This window comes from Paludifilum halophilum (genome assembly GCF_002245355.1).
In the GTDB taxonomy this organism is placed as follows: Bacteria; Bacillota; Bacilli; order Thermoactinomycetales; family DSM-45169; genus Paludifilum; species Paludifilum halophilum.
Genome location: NZ_NOWF01000010.1, coordinates 1 through 13762, shown reverse-complemented (window position 1 = coordinate 13762; position 13762 = coordinate 1). Strand labels below are relative to the sequence as shown.

Genomic DNA, 13762 nt, shown 5'->3' with positions numbered 1-13762 from the left:
CGGAGCCTTGTCGGAATCATTGCTTGGAACGGGATAATTGAACCAGTTCATCGATGATCACCTCCGCTGCATCCGGTCGACCCAACTCGCGGGCCGCCTGGCTCATCTTCTCATGCCCCGCGTCGTCTTCCGTCATTTCCGATATGACGGACCAAAGCCCGTCCCCTGTCAAATCCCGTTCCAGGATCATGCGACCCGCCCCTTGTTCTTCGATCCAGCGGGCATTCACTTCCTGATGGTTGTTCGTGACATAAGGGGAAGGAATCAGGATGGAAGGTACACCGAGAGCCGTCAGCTCCGCCAGGGTCGACGCACCGGCACGACCCACGACCAAGGAAGTGGCCGCGAGTACATCCGGCATATTATAGATAAACGGTTTTACCGTCAGATTCGGATACTGTTCCTTATTCAGTTTAGCAATTACTTCTTCGTAATGCACCTCTCCCGTTACATAAACGAAGTGCCACCGCTGTGCCTCCGCCAGTCGGGGCAAAAGCTGAAACACCGCGTCATTGAGAGGTTTGGCTCCCCGGCTTCCCCCGACGAAAAGGATGATCGGTTTGTCAGATCCCTCCAGCCCCAACGATTTCCGGCCCGCCTGTCCATCAGCCCGGACAACTTCCGTTCCCCGGGGATTGCCGGTATGGAGAACCCGCTTCGCCTTGGACAGATACTGTTCAGATCCGCTCAAGCTGATGGCGACAACATTCACATACCGGGATAAAAAACGTGTCGTCAATCCCGGCAGCACATCCGGCTCCAGAATCAGGGTCGGAACCCCCAGCCGGGCTGCAGCATAGAGGGAGGGACCGCTCACATACCCGCCGGTTCCCACCACCGCATCCGGCTCAAAGCGACGGATAATTTCCTTACAGTCCCTGACCGCACCGATAAATTTGGAGACGGTCTTGAGGTTGTCCAGGGACAGTTTCCGCTTAAATCCTTGAATTTCCACATCAAAAAAGGTGATGCCCCCGGCTTTGGGGACAATACGGGATTCCAATCCGTTCTTGGTTCCGATGTATCCGATCTCCGCTTCCGGAAAACGTCCGCGAAAAGCCTTTGCAATAGAGAGAGCCGGGTAGATATGTCCTCCCGTCCCTCCCCCGGAGAGTAACACTTTTTTCATCATTCGATCACCCGTTCTATTCTGAAGTGTCGATTCTACTCGGAGTAGCGGGAGAGATTGAGCAGCAGACCCACCGCCATCAGGGTCAACGTCAGGGAAGAGCCTCCATAGCTGAGGAAGGGCAACGTAATCCCCGTCACCGGAAATGCTCCGGAAACGACACCGATGTTGATCACCGCCTGGATCACAATCATACCGGTGACCCCTGCAGCAATGAGACTCATAAACAGGTCGGGTACGGTAATGGCCACCTTCAAACCCCTCCACACCAAAACGGCGAACAAGACGATGGCGGTACCTGCACCGAGAAAACCCAATTCTTCAGCCAGGATGGAAAAGATAAAATCCGTATGAGGCTCAGGTAAGTATAAATGCTTCTGTCGGCTCATGCCCAGACCCAAACCAACCAGACCGCCGGGGCCGATGGCAAAGAGGGACTGGATCAGTTGATATCCGGCACCGAGGGGATCTTGCCACGGGTTGAGAAAGGCGGTGATCCGGGCAATCCGGTAGGGCGCCGCCAGTACCAGACCGGCAAAAGCAAGCACACCGGCCAGGGACAATCCGACTAAATGCTTGATCCGCGCCCCTGCGGCATAAACCAAAACCAACGCCGTTCCCATCATGACCGTACCGGTTCCCAAATCCGGCTGTAGCATAATCAAGACGAAGGCCGCCCCTGCAATCCCCAGCGGAGCGAGTAACCCTTTGGAAAAGGTTTGAACACGGTCTGCATGGATGGAGAGATATCGGGAAAGAAACAGGATGATTCCCAGTTTGGTAAACTCCGACGGCTGAATGCCGAAGGCACCGATCCCCAACCAGCTTCGAGCTCCGTTGCGCAGAACTCCCACTCCGGGAATCAATACCAATACCAAAAGCGCAAAACAGATGAACAGACCGGGCTTGGCCCAGCGGTAAAACAGCTCCGGGTCCAACCTGGAAATGAGCATCATCAAAAAAACGCCCAGGGCGGCAAACAACATCTGCCGCTTCGCGTAGAAAAAACTGTCGCCGAATTTATCTTGGGCATAAGCGGCGCTTGCGCTGTACACCATGATAACTCCGATCGTGAGCAACAAAAGAATCACGGCAATGATCACCGGATCCGGCGAGTTCCGCGGTTTCGGCATGGGCGTTTCACCTCGAAAAGAAGTTTGGGGCAAGCCCTTTCTACAGACTATGCACAGCCTGTTTAAAAATGCTCCCCCGCTCTTCGAAAGAGGTGTATCGATCCCAACTGGCACAGGCCGGTGACAAGAGAACAATATCTCCCGCTTCGGCCATCCGGGAAGCGGCATGAAGCGCCTCCGTCACATCCTCCGTCCGGATTCGCCGGGAGATTCCGGCATCTTCGGCCCGGGCGGAGAGGACAGTGGCCGCCTGACCATAAGTGACAATCCCTTTGAGACGTTGTCCGAAAGCGGGGATCAACTCTCGGAAGTCCGTCCCTCGATCCAATCCCCCGGCGATCAGCACGATCGGCTCTTCAAAGGACTCCAGGGCGGCGATCGTTGCTTTGGCGTTGGTCGCCTTGGAATCGTTGTAATAGCGAACGCCGTTGACGTCGGTCACATATTCCAGACGATGCTCCACCCCGGAAAAAGTGCGAAGTTCCTGGCGCACCGCCTCCAAGCGACAACCGGCGGCCAAAGCGATCGTGGCGGCGGCCAGAGCGTTTTCCACATGGACCCCGGGCAACCGGATCTCCGACGAGTGGATAACCTTCCGCTCAACCGCCTCCGGCGTCCGGTGAATCACCCAGCCGTCCCGGATGAAAACACCGCATTCCACCGGTTCCCGACGGCTAAACCACCAGACCTTGCCCTTCAGCCGTCGCGCAGTCTCACGGCATTCGGTGGAATCCCGGTTTAATACCGCAATATCATCGGTGGTTTGATTGACAAACATCTTTTCTTTGGACCGGACATAGTCCTCCATCGTCCCGTGGTAATCCAGGTGGGCCGGAACCACATTGAGCAAGGCCCCGATCCGGGGGCGGAATGTTTCCACACCCTTCAGCTGAAAGCTGGAAAGCTCTGCTACCAACCTTTCATTCGGATCCATTTCCCGGACGAGCTCCGTTAAAGCCCTTCCGATATTACCGGCGACTCTGGATCTGACACCGCCGGCCGACAGCATACGACCGACCAGAGCGGTCGTCGTGGTCTTCCCGTTGGAACCCGTGATTCCGATCATCGGAGATGCAGTTGTTCGATAGGCGACCTCCACCTCCGTCACCACCGGAATCCCCTGTTGGATCGCCTGTTGCACCGGGGGAACCCAGTAGGGAATTCCGGGATTCTTCACCAACAGATCGACTCCCTCTCCGATCAGGTTCTCGGGATGACCGCCGCAAACAACGGAAATCCCCATTCGTTCCAGTTCTTCCGCCTCCGGACTTTCCGAACGCGGTTTGCGATCGTTCACTGTCACCTTGGCTCCCAACTGATGAAGCAGTTTGGTGACGGCGACTCCGCTCCGGGCCAATCCCAGAACGATGACGGAACGGCCGGACCAATCTTCAGCGATCAACGCAGAAACACCTCCAGATAGATACCCAACCCGGCACAAAGAAAACCGATTATCCAAAAGGTAGAAACCACCCGCCACTCCGACCAACCGATCAGTTCAAAATGGTGGTGAAGAGGGCTCATCCGAAACATTCGCTTCCCCCTCAACTTGAAAGAGCTTACCTGGATCATGACAGACAGTGTTTCAATCACGAACACCCCGCCGATGATCACCAATAAAAGCTCTGTTTTGGTAATCACCGCTAATGCGGCCAGTCCACCGCCCAGAGCGAGAGAGCCGGTATCCCCCATAAAAACTTTCGCCGGATGAGCGTTAAAGACCAGAAAGCCCAATAAGGCTCCGACAACAGAGGCGGCGAAGATGACAACCATGTAGTTGCTCTGCACCAATCCGATAACGGCATAAGCACCGTAAGCGATTGCGGCGGTTCCCGCTACCAGACCATCCAGCCCGTCAGTCAGATTGACGGCGTTGGAAGCGGCGATCATGATCAAAACCAGAAGGGGAAGGTACATCCAATTGAGTTCAAACTGGATTTCGGTTCCCGGGATACTGATCGTGGAGATGGATGAATACTCCCCCCGATACACCCGGACCTCCAGCAAAACCCAGAACAGGACCAGACCAATAAAAAGCTGGCCCAACAGCTTCTGCTTCGAAGTCAGGCCCAGGTTTCTCTTCATGACGACTTTGATATAGTCGTCCAAAAAGCCGAGAATCCCGTAACCTAACGTAGCGAAGAGCAGAAAGAATAAATCCGACAACTGAAGTTGACTATTAAAGTGCAGAATATTGCTCAACGGATTGCTCAGCGGTACAGCGGCCAAAACCAGGGCCGTAAGAAAGATGGTCCCCCCCATGGTGGGAGTACCGGCCTTTTTTTGGTGAGTTTTGGGTCCTTCCTCCCGGATGGCCTGACCAAACTTCAACCTTCTCAATATCGGAATAACAAAGGGCCCCAGTAACACGCCGAGCCCGAAAGCTACAGCCAGAGGGACCAATATGATCCGCATATCCATTTAGCCCTTACTCTCTCCTTTTATTAAAAGCTCAACGACCGTTTCCAAATGCGCCCCCCGGGAAGCTTTCACCAGGAGAATCGCGTTTTCTCCCCCCTCATCGGACAGGACGGCCGCCGCCTCTTCGGCGGATTCGAAATGACGGACCGGCAAGCTTTCCTTCGCCTGTCTCGCTCCCTCAGCGATCCACCGTCCCCGGTCCCCCATCGTATAGACCCGACAGACTTCCTGTTCAGCGGCGTAACGGCCCACCTCTCGGTGATAAGCAGCCTCTTCGGGCCCCATCTCCAACATATCGCCCAGGAGGACCCATTTTTCCGCTCCCTCCTGCAAGGACATCAGCAGATCGATGGTAGCCCGCATCGCTGTGGGACTGGCGTTATACGCATCGTTGATCACCATCATACCATTGCCGGCGGTCAGGGTTTCCAGGCGCATCCCCGACTGTTCCACCCTGCCCAGCCCCCGTTGAATTTCCGCTTCCGTCAAGCCGAAGCAACGGCCGACATTGGCGGCCAGAAGGGCGTTCAAGGCGTTATGCCGCCCGATCAGCGGCAATTGGAAACGAATTCCGGACATCGAAGAAGTAAAAGCAATCCCTTCTGTTCCTTTCAGCTCGATATCCTGAATGACATCCTCGTTGCCTTCCTCCCAGCCGACGCCGACGACCCTGCGATTCTCCCCGGAAAGCCGATTCCGGAGTAACAGTTCGTCTCCGTCGATCAGGAGAACCCCCGACCGGGACAACCCCTCAAGTACTTCCAGTTTCGCGTCAGCAATGGCTTCCCTGCTTCCCAAAAACTCCAGATGGGCTTCTCCAATATTGGTCACCACCGCCAAATCCGGCAACCCGATCCGGGAAAGCCGAGCAATCTCCCCGGCGTGGTTCATCCCCATCTCCAATACAGCCACTTCCGCATTCTGCGGCATGGACAGCAAGGTCAGAGGTACTCCGATGTGGTTGTTCAGATTGCCCCGGGTGCGATGAACCCGAAACCTCTCCCCCAAAACAGCTCCGATCAGATCCTTGGTCGTTGTCTTACCGTTACTTCCGGTAACGGCCACCACTTGAACCCCCGTTTCCCGCCGGTAATCGGCGGCCAACTTCTGAAGGGCCTTCAGGGTGTTTTCCACGACCAGGAGGGGGATCGGAAAAGAAGCGGGCAAGGGATGATCGGCCTGCCACAGGGCCGCTGCGGCTCCTGCCTGGGCCGCATCCTGCAGAAAATCGTGGCCGTTAAAACGCTCACCCACTAAGGGGACATAAAGCTGATTGGCCCGGATCGTCCGCGTATCCGTAGAAACTCCTTGCACGAGCCGATAAGCATCGGAGACTTCCCCCTGGAGTTTCCCTTGAACCGACTGACAGATAGACTGACAGGTCATTTGCATCATGTTCGCCTCGATCCCCTCTGTTGAATCGCTTTTCGGGCCGTTTCCCGATCGTCAAAATCGTAGCGGACCCCGTTCACTTCCTGGTAAGTCTCATGTCCTTTCCCGGCGATAAGAATCACATCCCGGTCTTCTGCTTCCTCGACCGCCCGGCGGATCGCCGCCTCTCGGTCCAAAACCGCCGTGTACTTTTCCTCCGGTACCTCTTTCAACCCTTCCATCATATCCTCAATAATCCTTTGGGGATCTTCCGTGCGGGGGTTATCCGAGGTAATGACCACCTTATCGCTGTACTCAGCGGCGATCGACGCCATCAGCGGTCGCTTGGTTCGATCCCGATCACCGCCGCAGCCAACCACACAGGTGACTGCTCCCTCCGCAAATTCACGAATGGTAGCGAGAACGTTTTTAAGGCTGTCCGGCGTATGAGCGTAATCCACCAGCACGGTGTACGACTGTCCGGCATCCACTCGCTGAAACCGGCCGTCCACCCCTTCCATCCGCTGGAGAGCGTCGCGCACCGCATCCGGGGTCATCCCCTCGGCCAGTGCGACAGTGGAAGCGGCTAGTGCATTGTAGACGCTGAATGTCCCCATCAGCTTCATATCGATCTCGACATCCCCCATCCAAGTGCTCAGGGTGAAGCAAGTCCCCCCGGGGTGAAAACGAATATTTTCCGCCCGGACATCGGCTTTCTTCTCGATGCCGTATGTAATAACCTGGGCCGGCGTCATCCGAGCGTAGTGAGCGGATACCGGGTCGTCGGCGTTGAGAACGGCCAGGTTCCCGTCATCGCCGCTGTCCTCATACCGATTGCCCAGCTGGCTGAAGAGCAATCCTTTGGCATCCCGGTACCTTTCCATCGTCTCATGATAATCCAAATGATCCTGTGTCAAATTAGTGAAAATAGCGGTACGAAACTCACATCCCCATGTCCGACCCATATCCAAGGCGTGGGAGGAAGCTTCGATCACCGCATACCGGCAGCCGGCATCGGCCATCTTCCGAAAACTCCTCTGCAGATCCACCGATTCCGGCGTTGTGTTTTTTACTGGATAAATGTCCTCTCCAATCTGCATATGGATCGTGCCGATCAACCCCGTGTCATCCCCCCCGCTTTGAAGAAGATGCCGAATCAAGTGGGCCGTCGTCGTCTTGCCGTTGGTTCCGGTCACTCCGAGTAATTTCAAATCCCGGGTCGGATGGCGAAAAAAGACAGCAGCGACTACCGCCATCGCCCGCCTCGTATCCGGCACGCAAACCTGGGGTACATCCGCCGGGACCTCCGCATCTTCCTCCACCATGACGGCCGCCGCTCCCCGCTCAACGGCCTGGGAAACAAACCGGTGCCCATCGACAGAAAAACCCCTTAACGCAATAAATAAATCCCCCGGCTTCAGTTTCCGGGAATCCGTTTCTATTCCAGTGATTTCAACTTCTGCATCACCTGTTACTCTGGCCAGTACGAGAGAGTCGATCAGTGTGCTCAGTTTCATGCGAAGTCCTCCTTCAGCGCACCTTCCCATCGTAAAAAATGGGGAAAAGACACGAGAAATGCCAGGGAACCTCCTGGCATCGATACGTTTATCATCCCTATTTTAATCTGCTTTGGTTGATTTGTCACCCAGATAGATCCGGATCGGTGTCCCCTTTTTTACACGCTCTCCGGGTTTGGGCGCCTGATTGATCACCGTTTTCCCTGTTCCGTATACCTGAAGCTGAGAATCGTAAAGACTGTTTCGAAGATCGTCCACTTCCCGACCGATCAGATCAGGCACTTCCACAATCGGTGTCGATGTGGGGGTCTTTTCCGGAGAAATTTGATCTTTTCGCTTTTTCACTTTCAGATGGCGAAGGCTGTCATACATAATATTTCGGACGATTGGCGCCGCCACCACACCTCCGAACTGGATCCCTTTGGGATTGTCAACAGCTACATAAACCACCACCTGCGGATCATCCGCCGGAGCGAATCCGATAAAGGAAACGATGTGATTGTTTCGCAGATAGCGGCCATCAGGCCCTACCTTTTGAGCGGTACCCGTCTTCCCGCCAACCCGGTAACCGTCGATAAACGCCTTTCGCCCTGTTCCCCGGGCTACCACGCTTTCCAAGGCTCTGCGCACCTGCCGGGAAGTGGACTCTGAAATCACTTTCCGCTTTACCTTCGGTTGATATTCCTGTACCGTCTCTCCCGTTTCCGGATCCTTCCACGCTTTTTCCAAATGCGGGGTCATCAGCTTGCCGCCGTTGACGGCCGCCGCTACCGCCGTCACCTGTTGCAGAGGGGTAACGGAAACCCCTTGACCGAAGGAAGTGGTGGCCAACTCCACGGGTCCTGCCTGCTCCGGACGGAACAAAATACCCTTAGCCTCCCCGTTCAGATCGATCCCCGTTTTTTGACCGAATCCGAACTTCCGAATATAGGAAAAGAGTTTTTCCTCTCCCAGACGCTGCCCTAGGTTGACGAAGCCGGGGTTGCAGGAGTTCTCCACCACCTCCAGGTAGGTCTGACTCCCATGCCCCCCGTGCTTCCAGCACCGGAGCCTGGCACCACCGACCTTGGCATAGCCGGGATCAAAGAAGGAATCGTTCAGGTTGACCTGATTCTCTTCCAAAGCGGCAGCCAAAGTAATGATCTTGAAGGTGGAGCCCGGTTCATACGTTCGCCAGATGGGCAGATTCCGGTTGTAGATCTCGGGGTCGACATTCCTGTACTGATCCGGTTGAAAGGTGGGGCGACTGCCCATCCCCAGAATTTCCCCCGTTTTCGGATCCATTGCGATTCCCAGCACATTTTCCGGGTCGTACTGTTCCACCGCCTGATCCAGTTCCCTCTCCAGAATGCCCTGAATCTCCCGGTCCAGTGTCAGGACGAGATCCATCCCGTCCTTCGGCGGTGTATACTGGTCTTTTCCCCCGGGTAAGCGCTCCCCTTTGGCATTCGCTCCAAAGGAAACATGTCCCCGCTTGCCCCGCAGATACTCATCATACACCAATTCCAAACCGGCCAATCCCTGGTTATCGATCCCCGCAAATCCCAAGACATGGGCCGCCATACTCCCTTCGGGATAATAGCGTTTATTGTCCTCCGCCACCACGATCCCGGGAAGGTGGAGCCCCTGGATCTGTCGGGCTCTCTCCTCAGAGATCTTTCTTCCTTCCGGCGTAATCCGAACAATCAGTTGTTTTTTGGTAACCTGCCGGTACACTTTTTCTTCCGGTGCTAACAATACACCCGCCAACTTTTGGGCCGTTTCCGCCGGATTTTTGATCTGCGCCGGAACAGCCAGAACCGACGGAGAGCTGATATTATAGGCCAAAACCTCTCCGTTCCGATCCAGCATCCGACCCCGCTTGCCCTCAAAAGGGATATCACGGTTCCACAGATCCTGGGCCTTGTCGTTCAGCCATTCTCCCTGGACCAACTGAACATAGCCCAACCGGGCGAGCAGGCCGGCAAACAACAACAAACCGACCAGCAAAGCGATAAAAAGGCGCTTCCGCACCCGATTGCCGGCAACAGGCAATGACCGCACTCCTCCCGTGAGACAGGTTTTCTATTGACCAACCTATTCCCACTGGATCGCGAATAGAACAAGCCGCCCGAAAGAAAACCGGGAGAGAACTTCGCCAGGAAACAAACCGGCCTTCAACCAAAAAGGAAAACAGGTTCCTCTCCCGGGAACCTGTTTTACGAAGGCGGATCCGATTGTAACCGGAGCTGGATCTCCTTTTTGTCCATGATCCGGTCCCCCGGGGGGATGGATTGCGAGTCAACATACCCCTCGCCGTCTACTTGCGGGTTCAGCTCAAGCAGCCGACATAGATCCATCGCCTCCCGGAGGGATTTTCCCCGCAGGTCGGGCATGCTCACAGATTTGGAAGACTCCGTGAGGAGATAAACCCTCCCATGGGTTATTTGGGCTCCCGGGGTCGGGTATTGTGCGCTCACCTCTTTCCCGCCACCCAATACTTCCACTTGAATGTCCGTCTCCTTCAGCTTCTCTTTGACTTCATCGACGGATTTTTTCACCCAATCACCGGCAATAGCGGCGGAGGGGTCGGTATCCGTCCTCTTTTCCTTTTTACCGTTGGATGAGCGGGACTTCACCCCCATCAACCGAAGGGAGTCCTTGATGATTTCCCGTGCCGCCGGAGCGGCCACCGTCCCTCCGTGGCTCGAATCCTGAGGCTCATCAACGGCCACATACACCACGACTCGGGGATTGTCAGCGGGAGAAAATCCGATGAAGGAAACCATGTATTGTCCGGATGCATAGCCTTGTCCATCCGTCTTCGGCTTTTGGGCCGTTCCCGTCTTTCCGGCGACGGGATAACCCGGTACATCCGCTTTTTTCCCCGTTCCCTGAACGACAACACCACGCAGAAGTTCTCTCACTTGTCGGGCGGTTTGCGGAGAGACCACCCCGGATCGAATCTTATAGGGCTTCACTTTTTTGATCGCCCGGTCCGAATCCGGCTCCAGTACCTCCTTCAATACATGGGGCCGATACAGCGTACCCCCGTTGGCGATGGCGGAAACGGCCATCACCTGCTGGATCGGTGTGACTGCGATCCCTTGACCGAAGGCCGTGGAAGCCAACTCCAGTTCATGAAGGGGTTCGTGACCGAAGAAATAGCCCCGCCCTTCAGCAGGTAGGTCGATCCCTGTCGGCTGTCCCGTCTGTTCGGTGATTCGTCCGAAGCCAAACCGCTCGATATACCGGATCAGCTTTTCCGCTCCCAATTTTTCGGCTAGACGGACAAAAGCGACGTTGCTGGAGAGATAAATCCCCTCCGCATAGGAAATCTCCCCCCAACCCCAATCGTTCCAATCGCGGATCGTCTTCTCCCCAACCTCGATCGAACCGGATTGAAATCTCTTATCGGGGTCAAATTTCCCCTCTTCGATCGCCGCCGCCAACGTCACGATCTTGAAGGTAGATCCGGGTTCGTACTGGGAGCTGACCGCGGTATTCGTATCATTGGAACCGGCCTTCCACGTGGTTCTGTATTGATCGGGATTGAAGGACGGACGGTTGGCCATGGCCAAAACCTCTCCCGTACGGGGATCGGCCACGATCGCCGTAGCTCCTTTCGCTCGGTGTTGGGCCGTCACACGGTCCAGGATCCGCTCCACCTGGTATTGAATGCGGCTGTCCAATGTCAGTACCAGGTCCTTTCCCTGATCCGGAGGATGAAATTTCTCGGTGCCGTTGGGCACTTTATTCCCGTAGGCATCCTGTTTGAAGCGAAGAGCCCCCGCTTTTCCTCGCAGAAGCTTGTCATACTGATGCTCCACTCCTCCGGCAGCCTTCCCGGCCTCGTTGACGAACCCCAGTACATGGGCGGCCAACTTTCCCTCCAGATAGTTTCGGTCAGAGGTCCGGATCGCGTAAATCCCGTCCAAATCCAGGTTCATGATTCGGTTTTTGGTCTTCCGGGACATCTTGAAATGACCGCCGTCCCGCAATTCCACCTGGTCAACATCCTTTTTTGTCAACCGGTTGTAGATGACCTCTTTCGGCATCTTCATCAGAGGAGCCAGTTTTTCCGCCGTCTGCTTCGGATTTTTCACCTGACTCAGATCGGCGGCGATAATATAGGCATCCGTCTCTTCCACCAATGTCTTGCCGTTGCGGTCCGTGATCATTCCTCGCTCCGGCTTGATGACTTCATTTTGTTCCCAGGTCTTTTCCGCACGGTCCCTCAGAAAAGAAGCATCAACCGTTTGAATCCAGAATAACCGAACGACCACTGCTGCCAGGAACACAACAAAGATCATGCCGACGACCAGTGATCGCATTTTTCTCGTTCTTGTTAAACCCACTTCCCCCACTCCTCACCCTCTTTCATCCCGGGGAGCCGCCTTTTCTTTCGGTCCCTCCGCTCTCGGCGAATCTGACAGGGTTCGGGTTTGTTCCATCAGAATCATTCCATTCTCCTCGGCGAACCGACGAATCCGCTCGGCACTGGCCAGCTCTTTCCGCTCAGTCTCTAATTGCCGGTTCGCCTCTTGAAGCTGTACGGTCTTTTGCTCCCAGTCGGAAACCCGCATATTCAACTCCGTCATCACCGCGTAACGGGATAACACGAGAGAAGCGATCGCCACGCAGAGGCACACACTCAACAGGTACAACAGTTTTTCTCCGGCGGGAAGTCCTCGTCGAAGCGGCTGCTTCTCTCTCTTCGCCGCTCGATCCGGTTGCTCCAGTTGGTAAGCAACCGAAACATTTCCCCGGTTCTCTCTCATTTATATTTGACCCTCCTCATGCTTCTCCGCAATCCGCAACTTGGCCGACCGGGCCCGAGGGTTATTCTCCACCTCCTCCGTTGACGGCAGTACCGGTTTCTTATTGATGATTTGAAGGATTGGCGTCCGGCCGCAAGTGCAGACGGGAAAATCCGGCGGGCAAACGCACCCGCGCGCTTTCTTTTGAAACATTCGCTTACAGATCCGATCTTCCAGGGAATGAAAGGTGATCACACTCAACCGGCCTTGAGGCTTCAACCGGCGGATCGCCTGCTCCAACGCTTCTTCAAAAGCGTTCAGTTCATCGTTGACCGCAATGCGGATTCCCTGAAAGCTCCTCCGAGCGGGATGGGGCCCCTTCCTCCGGGCCGGAGCAGGGATGGCGTCCTTGATGATCTCCGCCAGCTCCCGGGTGGAATCGATGCTCTTTCGCTCCCGGGCTTGGACGATGCGCCGGGCGATCCGCCGAGCGAATTTCTCCTCCCCATACTGGGAAAGAATGCGGGAAATCGCGTCAACCGACCACCGGTTAACAATTTCGAAAGCCGTTCGCTCACCCGATCGATCCATCCGCATATCCAAAGGGGCGTCTTGATGGTAGCTGAATCCCCTCTCCTCCTCGTCCAACTGGGGGGAGGAAACACCCAGATCGAACAGCACACCATCCACCTCTCCGATTCCCAAACCGTCCAACACATTCTCCAGGTGGCGAAAATTGCTCTTCACCAGACTGAGACGGCAGGATGACCCTTCCAACCTTTTACCGGCGACAGCCATGGCCTGATCGTCCTGATCCAATCCGACCAGCGTTCCCGCCGGCCCCAACTGTTCCGCAATCATCCGGCTGTGACCCGCCCCACCCAGTGTACAATCCACATAAATCCCTTCGGACCGGATCTTCAGCCCGTCCACCGCTTCCTGTTTCAATACCGTTTCATGACGAAACAACCTTTTTCAACCTCTCTACAAGTTCAAGTCCAGATCCACGATTTTTTCAGCGATTTCGTTAAAGGAATCCTCCGAGGTTTCATAATACGCTGCCCACGCTTCTTTACTCCAGATTTCCACACGATTGGAGACTCCGATGATGACACACTCTTTTTCCAGTTTGGCGAAGTCTCTCAAATGGCTCGGCAGTGTGATGCGTCCTTGCTTGTCCAGTTCCACAACGATTGCACCGGAAAAGAAAAAACGGGTGAAAGCGCGGGCATCGGCTCTGGTAAAGGGCAGAGCCTTCAATTTCTGTTCCAGGTTTCTCCACTCCGACTGAGGGTAGACGAACAGGCAGTGATCGAGTCCACGGGTGACGACAAAGGACGGTCCCAAATCCTCTCTGTATTTGGACGGAATAATGAGGCGTCCTTTTTCATCGACGGAATGCCGATACTCCCCCATGAACACGCCACGGTCCCCCCCCATACTCCCCTCAAT

Annotated in this window: 11 protein-coding genes; all 11 read right to left on the bottom strand. The window is 55.4% G+C overall.

What is annotated here, in order from left to right:
• Positions 1–16: 16 nt before the first annotated feature.
• Complete coding sequence (murG, locus tag CHM34_RS15025) at positions 17–1129, bottom strand: undecaprenyldiphospho-muramoylpentapeptide beta-N-acetylglucosaminyltransferase (protein ID WP_338048676.1); 1113 nt, start codon at positions 1127–1129, stop codon at positions 17–19.
• A gap of 35 nt (positions 1130–1164) precedes the next feature.
• The gene (gene spoVE / locus CHM34_RS15020) at positions 1165–2262 is read right to left on the bottom strand and encodes a stage V sporulation protein E (RefSeq protein WP_094265429.1); all 1098 of its coding nucleotides are present in this window, start codon (positions 2260–2262) and stop codon (positions 1165–1167) included.
• A 40-nt stretch (positions 2263–2302) separates the two neighbouring features.
• Positions 2303–3664 carry a UDP-N-acetylmuramoyl-L-alanine--D-glutamate ligase gene (murD, locus tag CHM34_RS15015; RefSeq protein ID WP_094265428.1) on the bottom strand — a complete coding sequence of 454 codons (1362 nt, stop codon included), beginning with the start codon at positions 3662–3664 and terminating at the stop codon, positions 2303–2305.
• Positions 3661–4683: a phospho-N-acetylmuramoyl-pentapeptide-transferase gene (gene mraY, locus CHM34_RS15010; protein ID WP_094265427.1), complete on the bottom strand. Its 1023-nt coding sequence runs from the start codon at positions 4681–4683 to the stop codon at positions 3661–3663. Before mraY ends, murD begins: the two co-directional genes overlap by 4 nt.
• Positions 4684–6078: a UDP-N-acetylmuramoyl-tripeptide--D-alanyl-D-alanine ligase gene (locus CHM34_RS15005; protein WP_094265426.1), complete on the bottom strand. Its 1395-nt coding sequence runs from the start codon at positions 6076–6078 to the stop codon at positions 4684–4686.
• Entirely contained in the window at positions 6075–7571 is a 1497-nt protein-coding gene (locus tag CHM34_RS15000; protein WP_094265425.1) for a UDP-N-acetylmuramoyl-L-alanyl-D-glutamate--2,6-diaminopimelate ligase, read from the bottom strand. The genes CHM34_RS15005 and CHM34_RS15000 overlap by 4 nt, the downstream gene beginning before the upstream one ends.
• Positions 7572–7673: 102 nt before the next feature.
• A complete protein-coding gene (locus CHM34_RS14995; protein WP_094265424.1) occupies positions 7674–9605 on the bottom strand; it encodes a stage V sporulation protein D in 1932 nt (643 codons plus the stop codon).
• Positions 9606–9769: 164 nt separating this feature from the next.
• Positions 9770–11908, bottom strand: coding sequence for a penicillin-binding protein (locus CHM34_RS14990; protein WP_141201730.1), 2139 nt, complete (start codon positions 11906–11908; stop codon positions 9770–9772).
• 12 nt (positions 11909–11920) lie between these two features.
• A complete protein-coding gene (gene ftsL, locus CHM34_RS14985; RefSeq protein WP_094265422.1) occupies positions 11921–12331 on the bottom strand; it encodes a cell division protein FtsL in 411 nt (136 codons plus the stop codon).
• A complete protein-coding gene (gene rsmH / locus CHM34_RS14980) occupies positions 12332–13279 on the bottom strand; it encodes a 16S rRNA (cytosine(1402)-N(4))-methyltransferase RsmH (protein ID WP_094265421.1) in 948 nt (315 codons plus the stop codon). It abuts the gene before it with no gap.
• Between the two features lie 15 nt (positions 13280–13294).
• The gene (gene mraZ / locus CHM34_RS14975) at positions 13295–13732 is read right to left on the bottom strand and encodes a division/cell wall cluster transcriptional repressor MraZ (protein ID WP_094265498.1); all 438 of its coding nucleotides are present in this window, start codon (positions 13730–13732) and stop codon (positions 13295–13297) included.
• Between the last annotated feature and the right edge of the window lie 30 nt (positions 13733–13762).